The 14,330-nt window shown below is 70.5% G+C and carries 8 protein-coding genes; all 8 read left to right on the top strand.

The features are described 5' to 3' along the window. The first annotated feature begins 246 nt into the window (after positions 1-246). The 8 genes from ACZ4RZ_RS07360 (at position 247) to ACZ4RZ_RS07395 (ending at position 14,318) form a co-directional block, all read left to right on the top strand. Entirely contained in the window at positions 247-2,112 is a 1,866-nt protein-coding gene (locus tag ACZ4RZ_RS07360) for a phage tail sheath family protein (RefSeq protein ID WP_467742905.1), read from the top strand. A 19-nt stretch (positions 2,113-2,131) separates the two neighbouring features. Next, positions 2,132-2,656, top strand: coding sequence for a phage tail protein (locus ACZ4RZ_RS07365; protein ID WP_067023001.1), 525 nt, complete (start codon positions 2,132-2,134; stop codon positions 2,654-2,656). Between the two features lie 101 nt (positions 2,657-2,757). Then, positions 2,758-3,510, top strand: a complete 753-nt coding sequence (locus ACZ4RZ_RS07370; RefSeq protein ID WP_467742907.1) for a T4 family baseplate hub assembly chaperone — start codon at positions 2,758-2,760, stop codon at positions 3,508-3,510. Then, positions 3,503-4,255, top strand: coding sequence for a hypothetical protein (locus ACZ4RZ_RS07375; RefSeq protein WP_467742909.1), 753 nt, complete (start codon positions 3,503-3,505; stop codon positions 4,253-4,255). The genes ACZ4RZ_RS07370 and ACZ4RZ_RS07375 overlap by 8 nt, the downstream gene beginning before the upstream one ends. A 57-nt stretch (positions 4,256-4,312) precedes the next feature. Next, positions 4,313-5,215 (top strand): Pvc16 family protein, encoded by a 903-nt coding sequence (locus ACZ4RZ_RS07380; RefSeq protein ID WP_467742911.1) that lies wholly within the window; start codon positions 4,313-4,315, stop codon positions 5,213-5,215. Between the two features lie 33 nt (positions 5,216-5,248). Next, positions 5,249-7,441 (top strand): ATP-binding protein, encoded by a 2,193-nt coding sequence (locus tag ACZ4RZ_RS07385; RefSeq protein ID WP_467742913.1) that lies wholly within the window; start codon positions 5,249-5,251, stop codon positions 7,439-7,441. Beyond that, the gene (locus ACZ4RZ_RS07390; RefSeq protein ID WP_467742915.1) at positions 7,432-7,743 is read left to right on the top strand and encodes a hypothetical protein; all 312 of its coding nucleotides are present in this window, start codon (positions 7,432-7,434) and stop codon (positions 7,741-7,743) included. Before ACZ4RZ_RS07385 ends, ACZ4RZ_RS07390 begins: the two co-directional genes overlap by 10 nt. Then, positions 7,740-14,318 (top strand): eCIS core domain-containing protein, encoded by a 6,579-nt coding sequence (locus tag ACZ4RZ_RS07395; RefSeq protein ID WP_467742917.1) that lies wholly within the window; start codon positions 7,740-7,742, stop codon positions 14,316-14,318. Before ACZ4RZ_RS07390 ends, ACZ4RZ_RS07395 begins: the two co-directional genes overlap by 4 nt. The last annotated feature ends 12 nt before the right edge of the window (positions 14,319-14,330 follow it).

The raw sequence follows: 14,330 nt of genomic DNA on the forward strand, positions 1-14,330 counted from the left end.
GTTGAGCACACACGCATCAGGAGTCACAAGCGCATTGCTTGACCCGGACGGCCAACCGCCCGGGGACTGACGGGGGAAAACTGATGAAGCGTGTGCGATCGACGCGCCCCTTGGACCTGGGGGGCCATACGGTCGCGCACGCCGTTTGTCGGCCGGCCCGGCCACGGGTCGACCCGCAGACGAGCCGCCTTCCTCTGCCGTCTCTTGGTGCCTTCACCCGGTGCCTGAGAAGGGATAGGAGGGGGAATGCCGACGAATGCAGTGAGCGCTGCCAAGCCGACTTATCCCGGCGTCTACGTCGAAGAGCTTCCCAGCAGTGTCCGCACCATCTCGACCGTGACCACCTCGGTGACCGCCTTCGTGGGTCACACCCGGCGCGGTCCGCTCAACGAGCCGGTGCGCGTCACGAGTTTCACCGAGTTCGAGCGCCGCTTCGGGGGCCTCAGCGCGCAGAGCGCCGTCGGCTACGCCGTGCACCAGTTCTTCGGCAACGGCGGCACCGTCGCCGTGATCGTGCGGGTCGCGAAGGCGAACACCGGCAAGGCCGCCTGCGTGACCCTCGAGTCCACCGAGGGCCACAGCGAGAGCGCGGTCCTCGAAGTGCACGCCAAGGAGCCCGGCGTGTGGGGCAACGGCCTGCGCGTCGCCGTCGACTACGACACACCGCATCCGGACGAGACGTTCAACCTGCGGGTGTACGACGCCAGGGGCCAGGCCCGCGAGTCCTTCACCGGTCTCTCCATGGACCCGGCCAGCAGCCGCTACGCCGCCACCCTGGTCAATACCGGCTCACGCCTGATCCGCGTGGACGTCGTCGGCGAGGGCCGCCCCGACCCGTCGGGCACCGTCTCCAAGCCGTTCGGGCACGAACTGCCGGACCTCGCGGTCGACTTGACCGTCAAGATCGGCGAGGTCGAGCGCGAGTTCACGCTGTACGACCCCGAGTGCGACGGCGAGGCCCCGGGCACCGTCGCCGAGCTGGCGCTGCTCCTCGAGCGCAAGTTGCGCGCCCTGCCCGACGCGCCGGGCAAGCACGCCTTCGCAGGCGTCGAGGTGACCGTGTTCGGCAGGCGTCTCCAGGTGGTCGCCGGCTCCACCGACCCCGAGGACGTCGTCCGCTTCCTCGGCGAGTGCGCCAACGACCTGGGTCTTGAGGCCTCGGTCAACCCGCCGGTGTTCCCGCTGGACGGCGGCCAGGACGGCGAGGCGCCGGGCCCGCGCGACCTCATCGGCAGTGAGACGGACAAGACCGGAATCCAGGCGCTGCGCGACGTCGCCGACGTCAACCTGCTCGCCCTTCCCGAGCTCGCGGCGTACGAGTCGACCGACGACATGGTGACGGTCGTCTCGGCGGCGCAGCGCCTGTGCGAGCAGCAGCGGATGTTCCTCCTGGTCGACGCCCCGGGCTCCTGGGGCAGTGTCGACGCGGCGCGGGCGGGCCTGTCCGCGTTCGACTCGGTGCGCGGCAACCACGCGGGCCTGTACTTCCCGCATCTGCAGCTCACCGACCCGCTCACCGGGCGGCTTCGCGCCTTCCCGCCGTCGGGCGCCGTGGCGGGCGTGTTCGCCCGTACGGACTCCGAGCGCGGTGTGTGGAAGGCGCCCGCCGGAACGGAGGCGCGGCTCGCGGGGGTGCGCTCGCTGACGGTTCAGCTGACCGACCGCGAGAACGGGCTGCTCAACCCGCTGGGCGTGAACTGCCTGCGCACCTTCCCGATGGTGGGCCCGCTGGTGTGGGGAGCGCGCACCCTTGAGGGCTCCGATGCCCTCGACAGCGACTGGAAGTACGTGCCGGTGCGACGGCTCGCGCTGCATGTGGAGGAGAGCCTGCAACGCGGCCTGCAGTGGGTCGTGTTCGAGCCGAACGACGAGAACCTGTGGCAGCAGATCCGCCTCAGCGCCTCCTCGTATCTGCACACGCTGTTCCGTCAGGGCGCCTTCAAGGGCAGCACGCCGCGTGAGGCGTACTTCGTCAAGTGCGACAAGGACACCACGACGGACGAGGACATCGCGAACGGCGTCGTGAACGTGCTGGTCGGCATCGCACCCGTCAGGCCCGCCGAGTTCGTGATCGTCAAGATCCAGCAGACGTCCGGACAGTTCGAGCTCTAAGGAATTCCGAGGAAATTCGATGGCTGAGTTCACGGTCAACGCCCATCGTTTCGATCCGTACAAGAACTTCAAGTTCCTGGTCCTGTGGGACGGTCGTACGGTCGCGGGCATCAGCAAGGTCAGTCCGCTCAAGCGGACCACCGAAGTGGTCAAGCACCGGCACGGCGGCGATCCGAGCTCCCCGCGCAAGTCGCCGGGACGGTCCGAGTTCGAGGGCATCACGCTGGAGCGCGGCGTGACGCACGACCCCGAGTTCGACCGCTGGGCCAACAAGGTCTGGCAGGTCGGCGCGGGGCTCGGCTCCGAGGTGTCGCTCGCGGACTTCCGCAAGGACATCGTCATCCAGGTGCTCAACGAGGCCGGACAGGTGGCCGTCTCGCACAAGCTCTACCGGACCTGGCCCAGCGAGTACCAGGTCCTGGGCGAGCTGGACGCGAACGCCAACGCGGTGGCGATCCAGAGCCTGAAGCTCGAGTGCGAGGGCTGGGAACGGGACTACGAGGTGCCGGAGCCGGAGGAGCCCTCGTTCCTCAACCCGGCCTGACTGCACGCGAGTTGTACCGCAGGCACGTTGCATCACACGCAAGTTGAACCATCGGCCCGCACGGGAGCGGGTCGCGTACGCGGGAACGGACGGGGGCACACATGGCGATCGCTCGGGCCACTGAGCTGCTGGCCACCTGGGAGGCCGGGCTCGACCGGACCTTCGACGGACGTGCCCTGCTGCTGCACCACGCGGCGCGCCCGGACACCGGCGGCGACAGCGAAGCGCTGCTGTCGCTGCCGGTGGGCGCACGCGAGGCCGATCTGTTCGCGCTGCGCCGGGCCCTGTTCGGCGAGCGGATGCAGGTGCGCCTGGAGTGCGGGGCGTGCGGGGCGGACATGGAATTCGACCTGGACGCCGGGGAGTTCGCCCGGTCGTTGCGCGTACCCGACGCGTCGCCGGTGCGCATCGCGCAGGACGGCTGGGAGGTCGAGTTCCGGGTGCCGAACGTCGCGGACCTCACGGCCGCGGCCCGGCACACCGACGCCCGCGGCGCCCTGCTTGCGCGGTGCGTCGTGTCGGTCGTACGTCACGGGGAGGACGCGCCCGACGCAAGCGCCGCCCTCGTCGACGTACTGCCTCCATCCGTCCAGCGGCGGATCGCCGAGGCCGCGGAGGCGGCCGATCCGGCCGCCGACGTGACGCTCAATATCAACTGTCCCGAATGCGGCGCGGCGACCCGTGCCGAACTGGACATCGCCTCCTACCTGTGGACCGAACTGGATTCCTGGGCACGGGACTTGCTGCTCGACGTCCATCTGCTCGCCACCGCGTACGGGTGGAGCGAGCCCGAGATTCTGGCGCTCAGCCCGCTGAGGCGCCGCTACTACCTGGAGCTGTGTGCGGATGTCTGACTCCTCCGGCCGCGTGCCCGAGGGGCCCGGGGCCCCCGACTTCCTCGACCGGCTGCTTGCTCGTCACGCCCCGGCCGCCGCACCGCGTCCCGGGGTGGTGCGGGTCCGGCCGCGACTCGCCGGCCCCTTCGAGCGGGTCGAGGCGGTACGGGCCGGGGCACCGGAGGCGGAGGAGCCCGTGTGGCCCACCGCCCCCCAAGTCGCCCCCGGACAAGATGAGTTGACGGGTCAGCCCACCTCCCGCGAGGTCCACTTGCGCACGGAGCGGGAGCGGACCGTCGTACGGACCGAGCACGCGCCGCTGCCCGCGCGGCCCGCTTCCCGCACGGCGGAGCGGGAAGCACCCGTGGTGCCGCTGTTGCGGCCGAGCACCGCGGTGACGCCCGGGCCGAGGCCCACGCCCGAATCGGGACGCCTTTCGGCGCACCCCCGAACGGACGTGCCCGCTTCTCAGAGCGCGGCGTCCGTGCCCATCCCCCCGGGCACGGACGCCGCTTCCCCCGCCGTGTCCACTCCCTTGCGGCCGAGCGCCGCCGACACGGCGGCAGCCCGGGATGCCGCACGGCAGGTGGCGGGCAGGCGGTCGGGGCGGGGCGCGGAACAGGTGGTACAGGTGCAGATCGGGCGGCTCGAGGTGACGGCGGCGCCATCGCCCTCGGCCGGCGGCCGGACGCGGGCCCCCGCGGTACGGCGGCCCGCGGCGACCGTGAGCCTGGAGGAGTACCTGGCACGGGGGCGCGAATGAGCGACGCAAGGACAGCCGGACGTTCGCAAGAGGATCAGGGACTGAGGAACTGACGCCATGAGCAACGCACTCGCCATCGCCCACGTCACCCAGGCCCTCGCCCTGCTGATCGAGGCGAATCTGCAGCCCGAGATCGACATGGCGGTCAAGGTCGAGACGCGCAAGCCGCCGGCCGATCCGCCGGCCGACCCCACGATCACGGTGTTCCTGTATCAGGTCACGCCCAACACCTCGCAGCGCAACAACGACCTGGCCACGCGCGCACCGGACGGCACGCTGCTCAAGCGGCCCGCCGCGGCGCTCGACCTGAATTTCCTGATCAGCGCGTACGGCGAGGAGACCGAGCTGGTGGGCCAGCGACTCATCGGCACCGTGGTGCGCACGCTCCACGAGATACCCATGCTGCCCCGCGACATCATCGAACAGGCCGGTGAGCGGCCCTACTTGGCCGGCAGCGATCTGGCGGACGCGGCGCAGCGGGTGCGGTTCGTGCCGACGGTCATGGACATCGACGAGACGTCGAAGCTGTGGGGGATGCTCAACCAGACGCCGTACACGCTGTCTGTGACCTACCAGGCGGCGCTGGTGTTCATCGAGGGCCGGGAGACACCGACGCCGGCGAGGCCGGTGGAGCGCAGCACGGTTCGGGTGCTGCCGTTCGGGGCGCCGGGGGCACCGGTTCCCCCTGGCGCGGTCGACAGAGCTGAAGTGGCGGAGGACGGCCCCGAGCAGTCACCCGGGAAGGCCGTCGCGGTGCCCGGCACGAAGGCCGTCACGAAGGCCGGCACCAAGCCCGCCACGAAGACCGTCGCCAAGAAGCCCGCGAAGGCGCCCGCCAAGACCGCTGCGCCCGCCAAGGCGACTGCCCGGACCCGCAAGTCGACGGCCGGCACGGCCGAGCGCACCGCCTCCGACGCTCCCGCCACCGAGACGGGCAGCGCCGAGGGCGACGGGAACTGAGGCGCGGTGCGGGCGACGGGGGCAGGTGAGCACATGGGAACGCACAGGACGGGCACAGCGGCCGTGCCGGGCGACGGGGTGACGCTGCACACGGAGATCCAGCGCGTCCTCGCCCTGCTCGACGTCCACGCGACCCGGGCGACACGGGTCGGCGCCGCGGCGTCGGAGGCGGGGCCGGGCACGAGTGACGGGTCCGGTCACGCACCGAGTGATCGACCCGGTGACGGTCCCGGCGGGGGCCTGGCCGGCGGTCCCGACGGTGACCCCGACGCCGGTCTCCAGGCCAGTCGCGAAGGTGGATCCCCTGCCGCGGCTCCCACCGCCGCACCCACCCCTCGCGGCACCGCCCCCGCCCCCGTCCCCGCCCCCTCCCCCACGGGCACCGGCACCGGCACCGGCACCGGCACGGTGATCGACGGTCCAGGCGTCGCCCCTCTGGACGCCCTCGCCGCCTGCTTCGGTCTCACCCCGTTCGAGCGGGACATCGTCCTGCTCACCGCCGCCTACGAGCTGGACCCCACCACGGCCGCGCGCTGCGCCGCCGCCGGCGGGGATCCCGAGCGCGCGCACCCCACCTTCTCGCTCGCGCTCGCCGCGCTGGACGGGGCGCATTGGAGCGCTCTGACCCCGGTCGCACCGCTGCGCCGGTGGCGGCTGGTCGAGCTGGACGACGAGACGCGGCTGACCCGGTCCCGGCTGCGGCTCGACGAGCGGATCCTGCACTTCCTGCTCGGCTCGCCCTATCTGGACGCCCGGCTGCACGGCCAGTTGCGGCGCACCCCGGTGCCGGACGGGTTGCCACCCTCGTACGACCTTGCCGCGGGCCGCGTCACGTCGGGCTGGACGACGACGGCGCGACCGGGCTCGCCGTTGCTCGTCGAGGTCGTCGGTGGGGATCTGCGCAGCCGGGCCGACATCGCCGCCGCGGCGGCCGCGCGCTCCGGGCTCGGTCTGTACGAGATGAGCGCGGAGGACATTCCCACCGACCCGGCGCAGCGCGATCTACTCGCCCGGCTGTGGCAGCGCGAGGCGATTCTGCTGCCCGCCGCGCTGCTGGTCGAGGTGGGCGAACTGGACCGCGACCAGCGTGCCGCCATGGAGGCGTTCCTGGCCGGTGCCGCCGTCCCCGTCGTCGTATCGAGCCCCGATCCCCGGCCGACGGAGCGGTCCCGCGGCGAGCGCGTGAACGTGCCGCGTCTGGACGACGAGGAGCAGTTCGGGCTCTGGGCGGGCGCGTTCGAGGACGTGGCCGACATCGACGAGGGCGCGCTCCGGTCGCTGGTCGCGCAGTTCCAGCTGCCGCCGCACGTCATACGCTCCGCGGCCGACGCGGTACGCCGTGATCTGCCCGGCGAGGACGAGCTCGACGCCGCCTCGCTCGCCTGGCGGGCCGGGCTCGACGAGGCCCGGGTCGGCATGGACGAGCTGGGACGGCGGATCGAGCCGGAGGCCGGCTGGCACGACCTGGTGTTGCACGAGCGGCAGACCAGCACCCTGCGCGAGATCGTCGCGCACGTACGCCGTCGGGCCACCGTCCACCAGGAGTGGGGCTTCGCCGCCACGCTGCGCCGTGGCCTCGGCGTCACGGCCCTGTTCGCGGGCGGGTCCGGAACGGGAAAGACCCTGGCCGCCGAGGTCATGGCGAAGGAGCTCGGGCTCGACCTGTTCGTCATCGACCTCTCGCAGGTCGTCAGCAAGTACATCGGCGAGACCGAGAAGAACCTGCGCAAGGTCTTCGACGCGGCCGAACGCGGTGGCGCCCTCCTCCTGTTCGACGAGGCGGACGCCCTCTTCGGCAAGCGCAGCGAGGTGAAGGACAGCCACGACCGGTACGCCAACCTCGAAGTCAGCTATCTGCTGATGCGCATGGAGGCCTACCGGGGCCTGGCCATCCTCACCACCAACATGAAGAAGGCCCTGGACACGGCGTTCATGCGGCGTATCCGCTTCGTCGTCGACTTCCCCTTCCCCGCGGAGCACGAGCGCGCCGAGATCTGGCGCCGGGTGATTCCGCCGCAGACGCCGACGAAGGGCCTCGACCCCGAGCTGCTCGCGCAGCTCACGGTCGCGGGCGGCTCGATCCGCAACATCGCCCTGTCAGGGGCGTTCCTCGCGGCGGAAGAGGGCGATCGGCTGCAGATGCGGCACATGCTCGCGGCGGCCCGTACCGAGTACGTGAAGCTGGAGCGCTCGCTGACTTCCTCGGAGGTGCGCGGATGGGTGTGATGGGAGAGCGCAGCACCTCGGGAGCAAGTCGGCAGCCGCACACGATCCGGGTGGACATCGGCGAACTGGTTCTGGACGGCTTCGGCGTCGACCCGGGGCTCGTATCCGCTTCGTTCGAGCGGGAGCTGACGCGGCTCGTACGCGAGAGAGGCGTCCCGCTCGCCGCGGACGGAGGCCAGCGTCTGGACACGCTCTCCGCGCTGCCGCCACTTCCCGCCGGCCTGTCCGCGCGCCGCTTGGGCCAGGAGCTGGCGCGAGCGGTGCACGCGGGGCTGTCGGGCCGCGGGGAAGTGACGCGATGAGCACCTCCCAGTCCCAGGACACGCAGGCCGACCAGGCCGCACAGCAGCGCCGCCGCAAGCGCAAGGAGCGGGCCGCCAAGTCCCGTACACCCGAGCCGAAGGACATCGTCAGCGGCGCGGGGCAGCCCCTCGACATCGGCGTACGAAGGGAGTTGGAGGAGCGGCTCGGCCACGACTTCAGCCGCGTACGCCTGCACACCGACCGGGACGCGGGCGTCCTCACGGACCTGCTCGGCGCGGACGCCGTCGCGGTCGGCCAGGACATCTTCTTCCGTGAGGGCGCCTACCGTCCCGGCACAGTGGACGGTCAACGCCTCCTCGCCCACGAGCTGTTGCACACCGTGCAGAACCCGGACGGCCTCGGCGCACTGCGGGCCGGTCGCGAGCTGGGCGCGGTGAGTCTGCCGCAGCAGGCGATCGAGCGCGAGGCGGAGTCGGCCGCGCAGGATCTCGTACGTCCTTCCCTGGCCGAGCAGTCCGAAGCGGCCGCAGACGTGACCGAGGGGCAGGCCACTCCCGGCTGGATGCGGTACGCCACCGTGGACGCGGACCGGAACCGGATCGAGCAGATCGATCCGGCGACCCTGGTGGACCGGCTGACGAATTCGGTCGTCCGCTCGCTGCGCGGCGACCCGGAGGACCGGTCGAAGCGCACGCGCATGCAACTGGCCCGACTGCCCGAGGAGTTGCTCGACGGCGTGCTCGAGCACCTGGAGAGCAGGCTGCTCAGCTCGGAGCACGAGCGAGTTCTCGATCTCGTGGACGAGATCGAGAACGTGGACGATCTTGAGCAGAACTCGCTCGACGTCCCGGTTGTCGAGAGCGATCCGGCCGAAGAACTGTGGTTCGAGCGGGAGTCCGCGCGGCAGTCGGCCGAGGAGGAGCGGGCAGAGGGGCAGAGACTCGAAGGGGCGCCGGGCCCGGAGAAGCACGAGGCCGGCGCGGAGGGCGCCGTCGGCAGTACCCCGCGCAACGGTGGCCCTCGGGAGGAGGGGGCCACTCCGCAGGGCGGGAGCGCGCCGCAGGGTGGCAGGCACAAGCGTGAGCCGGGCGCCGACTCGGGGCGTGACAGCGGGAGTTCGGCGTCCGGGGAACAGCAGCAGCCGGCTGCCGCCCCTCAGCAGCAATCGTCGGGCCAGAGCGCATCCTCGGGCGGGAAGTCCGACGGCGGGCAGCAGGGCAGTGAGAAGAAGACCGCGGGCCCCGAGGAGGCCAAGGAGGGACAGGACCAGCAGGGCGCTCCGGTCGCGAGCAAGGAGGAGTCCGCGGCCAGGAACCGTCCGGGCGCGGTCGAGGCGCTCGTGGCGGGCCGACAGCTGAAGCAGGAGGACAAGCGCGGGGCGGACGGGCCCACCGGTTCGCCCAGGGTGTCCGGTCAGGACACACAGCTGTCCACCTCGGTCAGCAGGCTGGACGGCGTACGCAATCAGGATCTCGACGGGCCGGAGGAGCAGGCCGACGAGGATCCGTTCGGCTCCGCGAGCGCGTCGGAGGTCGAGGTCGGGGGCGAGGAGAGGAGCTCCTGGGACATCAAGCTTGGGCCGGAGGACTTCCTTCCCACGCAGGACCTCGACGTGTCGGCCGTACCGACCGCGGACACGTCGGATCCGGCGTCGGCTGCCGCCACGATCCCCTCGGTCACCGCCCCGCCCGCGACCAAGGCGGACGAAGTGCAGGCCGCACGGGACGCCGAGGACGCGGCGGCGGAGGCCGAGCCCGAGGAGGACGTCGCCGACTCGGCGGGCGATACGGGGCCCGCGGCCGAGGAGGACGCCGGCGGTCCTGCCGGCGCGGAGCCCGGCGGCCTCGATCTGGAGCGGGCCACAGCGCCACTGCCCGGACCGGGAGCAGTGTCGAAGGACCCGAAGAGCGGGGACGACCCGAAGGCCGGGCCCGTCGCCGCGCAGACCACGGTGCAGGAGGCGCCCGGCAAGGCCGCGGTCGGCGGTGACGCCAAGGAGAGGGACACCAAGGAGGCTTCCGCCAAGGAGGAGAAGGGCACTCCGGCCGCGGGTGACAAGTCCGGGGGTGCGCAGGAGAAGGGCTCTCCGCAGGCGGCGGGCGGCAGGGCGGCGGCGTCGGAGCCCGCGGGGAGGACATCCTCGGGGGCGGGTTCTCCATCCGGGTCGGCCCCGACCTCGGCTGCGGTTGGCAGGAGTGAGCCGGCCGCCGAATCGCAGGCTCCCTCGGCCGCGCGGGACAGCCATGTCTCCGGCGGCTCCCAGGCCGATACGTCCGGTCGCGGGGGCAGGGCGCAGGCGGAGGCCCCGGCAGCAAAGGCGCCGGCGCCCGCCGCTCCGGAACCCGCGCGGGCCCCCGAGGCTCCGGCCGCCCCGGCGCCCGCCCCCGAGGAGGCACCGGCGCCGAAGGCCGCGGGCCGCAAGCAGGCGTCCGGGGCGAAGGCGTCGCGCGGTGGAGCAGGCGGCGGTGGCGGCGGCAAGGCGGCCGGGCCGGGCCGGGGAAAGAAGGACTCCTCGGCGGCCCCGAACCTCTCCCAGGTGTCCCCGGAAGCGGGTCTGTCGACCGCCTCAAAACTCAAGCCCCACAAGGCACTTCAGGCGATGTCCGGCGTGAGTGGCGCGGCGGACCGCACCGTCGGCGACGAACACAAGGCGCTGGCTGCCGCACCGCCCCAGATGCAGCGCCCGGCGGGCGCGCCGCAGACCCTCGAGGGCAAGCCGAAGTCCGACGCACCGGCCCAGTACTCCCAGGACCCCGCGCAGAAGTCCGAGGCTCCCAAGGACGAGAAGGCCGAAGTCACGGGCGCCAAGGAGCCCGAGGGCCAGATCGAGGCCGAGAAGGCGGAGGAGCCGGGCGGCTGGGACACCTTCAAGATGGCCCTGGGCTTCGGCCTGGGCTGGCTGGCGAACAAGCTCGGCTTCGAGGTCGACGCACAGGAACTGGCCGCCAAGTTCGCGGGCCTGCCGACAAAGGACGAGGCCCTCAAGAAGGCCCAGGCGGGCAACGCACCGGGCGTACAGATGCAGGGCGCCGCCGAGCAGACCGCCGGTGAACAGGGCGACAGCATCGACGCCAAGGGCCAGGAGACCGTCGACACGGGCCGTGACGACGCCGGCCGCCCGATGGGCGAGAACCAGGTCTACCCCAATGCTCCCAAGGAGCAGATGAAGGGGAAGGTGCCGGGACAGCAGGGCAGCACGGGCGGCGTTCCCGACGGCGGCGCATCGACGGGTGCCGTACCGCCCGAAGCCGCGTCGGCGGTGGCTGAGCACGACCGTGGCCCGCAGTTCCAGGCGGCGTTCAGCCAGGGCCAGAAGGGCATGTCGGAGGGGCGGCAGACCAAGGACCGGGACTTCCGTGACTCCCAGGAGAAGCACAAGCAGCAGGTCGACTCCGAGATCGCGAAGAACACCAAGAGTCAGGCGGGCGAGCGCGAGAAGGCCCTGAGCGAGGTCACCGGGCAGCGCGCCGACTGGCGTACGGAGCAGGACGAGGAGCTCAAGAATCTCGGCACGAAGAAGACCGAGCGGCACGACAAGGTCCGCAAGGACGTCAAGGACAAGGAAGAGAAGACCGACAAGGACGTCACCAAGGAGAAGGACGACGGCGACAAGAAGATCCAGGACGAGAACACCAAGGCCGAACGGGACGCCGAGAAGGAGCGCGACAACAGCGTCCAGGAGTCGGGCAACTGGATCACCAAGGCCTTCGACTGGATCAAGCAGAAGGTCATCGAGATCAAGAACGCGATCGTCCGCGTCATCAGGGCGGCGCGGGACGCGGTCATCGGCTTCATCAAGAACTTCAAGGAGACGGTCGAGCGCTGGATCAACGAGGCGCGCAAGTTCATCGTCGACACGATCAAGGCGCTCATCAATGATCTGATCGAGTTCGCCAAGGCGATGGTGCGGGCCGTCATCGAACTGGCCAACCGCATCCGGACGTTCATCACTTCGCTGATCGCGGCGGCCATCGCTCTCGTCAACCGGCTCGCCAGCCTGCTGAAGCAGATCGTCGCCGATCTGCTCAATGCCATCGCGAAGATACTGAGCGACATCCTGAACATCCTCAAGAAGATGCTTCAGGACGTCATCAAGGCCGTGATGGACGCAATCAAGACGGTCCTGGACTACGCCTCCAAACTCCTGAGCGCGCTCGGCGACTTCATGCTCATCGCGGTCGACTTCCTCTCCGACCCGGGCGGCTGGCTGAGCGGCGCGAAGAACTCGGCGGTGGACGGCGCGAAGAACCACCTGTTCCGGGAGGTCCAGGCAGCCGTCAAGCAGTGGTTCCAGTCGAAGATCGAGGAGATCATCGGCGTCCCGAGGGCCATCCTGGACAAGCTGATCAAGGGTGGCTTCACCCTGGAGAAGATCGTCAAGGAGACGTGGGACGCCATCGTTCCCCAACTCCCCTTCATCATCGGCGAGATCGTCATCACCAAGGTCATCGCCAAGCTGATTCCGGGCGCCGGCTGGGCGATGGCCGTGATCGACGCCATCCGTACGGCCATTGGCGCGCTCGGCGAGATCCTGCGGGCGATCGGCGCGGTCATCACCTGGCTGAAGGCCGTCCGCAGCGGCGGAGCGGGAATCCTCTTCGCGAAGGCGGTCGCCGCGGGGGTTGTGGCGCTCCTCGAGCTGGCCTACGAGGCGCTGATGAGCGGGATCGGCAAGTACGTGGCGAAGGTGGGCAAGCGGCTGAAGGGTGTGGCGGCGAAGCTCGGCAAGAGGGGCAAGGGCGGGGACAAAGCCCCGGGTGCGGGTTCGGACAGCGCCGGCGACACGCGCGGCAACAAGGGCCAGGAGCAGGCCCCGAAGACGAACGCCGCCGACGGCAGGCCCCCGGTCACGACGACGCCCAGGCCCAGCACCCGGCCGACGGCGACAACGCCGAAGCCCGGCGCGCCCCGTCCAGCCCCCACGCCCGGTGCCCGCCCGGCCCCGAAGCCCGGCACGGCGCCCGCTCCCAGCAGGCCCGCGACGCATGGTCCGGGCAGCACCGGGCCCGGCCGGCCCAAGGCGGCGGGGGACGGCAAGAGGCCCGCGGGGAGCGACAGGGACGGCCGGCCGAAGGGCGACAGGGACGGCGACAAGCCGGACACCACCCCTGCCCCGGTCCCGGCCACGAAGCCAGGCTCGAAGGGCAACACCCCGGGCGGACCCAAGAGTGACACCCAGGTCTCGCCCAAGGGCGACCACGACGCCGGCCGGCCCAAGAGCGAGGAACCGAGCCGGCCCACGAGGCAAGACCCGACCAAGCCCAAGGGCAACAACCAGAACACTCCCGGAAAGCCCAAGCACACCAAAGACGGCGACGCGTCCCCCAAGCCCAAAGGCGGAGACGGGAAGAAGCCGAACGCCAAGGAGGGTGACGGCAAGAAGCCGAGCACCAAGGAGGGCGACGGCAAGAAGCCGAACGGCAAGGAGGGCGACGGCAAGAGGCCGCACACGAAGGACGGAGACGGCAAGCGGCCGGGTGACAAGGGGCCACACAGGTCGAAGCAGGACAAGAGGGACCAGCGCAAGAACGACGAGGATTCGAAGGAATCCAAGGAGGAGCGGCTGGCGAAGATCGTCGCCAGGATACGTCGCATCCTGAAACGCAAGCTCGAGGGCGATGGGATCTGGGAGACCCAGTTCCAGGCGCTCCTGACGCAGCTTCGGCTCTACTACCGCCTGTCGGCGCTCTGGGGGACCGGAGATCCCGAGGTCGCGGTAACAGCCCGCCTCAACCCGCAGGCTCCGGTCATAGTGGGCGAGCGAGTCAACAAGCGGATTCAGCTCGACAAGGTGGAGGAGGACGGCCTGCCCAAGCCGGACTTCCCGGTCTTCCACCAGGGGAAGGCGGATCACTTGGTGGCCAAGTTCCTCAGCGAGCATGTGAAGGAAACCGGCCAGATTGCCAGCGACGCGGAGAAGGGAAATCATCCGCACGGCTGGAAGTACGTCAAGGACAACCGCCTGTCCAGCAACACGGCTTGGGTGCGTATGCACTTGATCCCCGAGGCCATCGGCGGAATGGCTACGGACAACAACCTCGTGCCCGCTCGCAACGTCATGAACGGTGAATTCAAGAATGGCGTCGAGCGCCCGGCCCATGACGCCATCCCGCAGCCGGAGGAGATGGTCTGGTTCTCGTCCAGCGTGAAGTTCCACCCCGGCACCGAGAGCCCATCAGCCGACGGATATCCGGACGGTTTCCCCCGCGCGATGGAATCGAGCTACGGCGGATACCGAAAGATCAAGGGAGAAGCTCGCCACAAGCGCAGTGCCTGGTTGCCGGAACGCCCGAAGAAGACGTTTGCACGCAACAACATTCCGCTGCCCGAAAAGGACGAGCACAGCAAGCTGTTCATCAACCAGGCCGGCGAGGACGGGATATATGTGGCGTCGGGCAGAATATCGATGACCGTCGCCCGATACATCGCAGGCAAGGACGCCGACGGCAAGTCGATTGGCCCCCGGCCTGTATACAACGGCATTTCGGACATCGGAAAGACTGTCCTCGCCGCGCGCCCGCGCATGCAACCCAGAACCAAGAGAGACCTGTGGCGGGCGATCGTGAACCTCAAGAAAATGGAGAAGGACATCGACTGGCGGACCTTCACGTGAGCAAGGGATGAA

The sequence above is a fragment of the Streptomyces sp. NPDC027189 genome, assembly GCF_055566975.1.

Coding starts and splice junctions, on each gene's coding strand:
- ACZ4RZ_RS07360 (WP_467742905.1), top strand. CDS start 247: ATGCCGACGAATGCAGTGAGCGCTGCCAAGCCGACTTATCCCGGCGTC.
- ACZ4RZ_RS07365 (WP_067023001.1), top strand. CDS start 2,132: ATGGCTGAGTTCACGGTCAACGCCCATCGTTTCGATCCGTACAAGAAC.
- ACZ4RZ_RS07370 (WP_467742907.1), top strand. CDS start 2,758: ATGGCGATCGCTCGGGCCACTGAGCTGCTGGCCACCTGGGAGGCCGGG.
- ACZ4RZ_RS07375 (WP_467742909.1), top strand. CDS start 3,503: ATGTCTGACTCCTCCGGCCGCGTGCCCGAGGGGCCCGGGGCCCCCGAC.
- ACZ4RZ_RS07380 (WP_467742911.1), top strand. CDS start 4,313: ATGAGCAACGCACTCGCCATCGCCCACGTCACCCAGGCCCTCGCCCTG.
- ACZ4RZ_RS07385 (WP_467742913.1), top strand. CDS start 5,249: ATGGGAACGCACAGGACGGGCACAGCGGCCGTGCCGGGCGACGGGGTG.
- ACZ4RZ_RS07390 (WP_467742915.1), top strand. CDS start 7,432: ATGGGTGTGATGGGAGAGCGCAGCACCTCGGGAGCAAGTCGGCAGCCG.
- ACZ4RZ_RS07395 (WP_467742917.1), top strand. CDS start 7,740: ATGAGCACCTCCCAGTCCCAGGACACGCAGGCCGACCAGGCCGCACAG.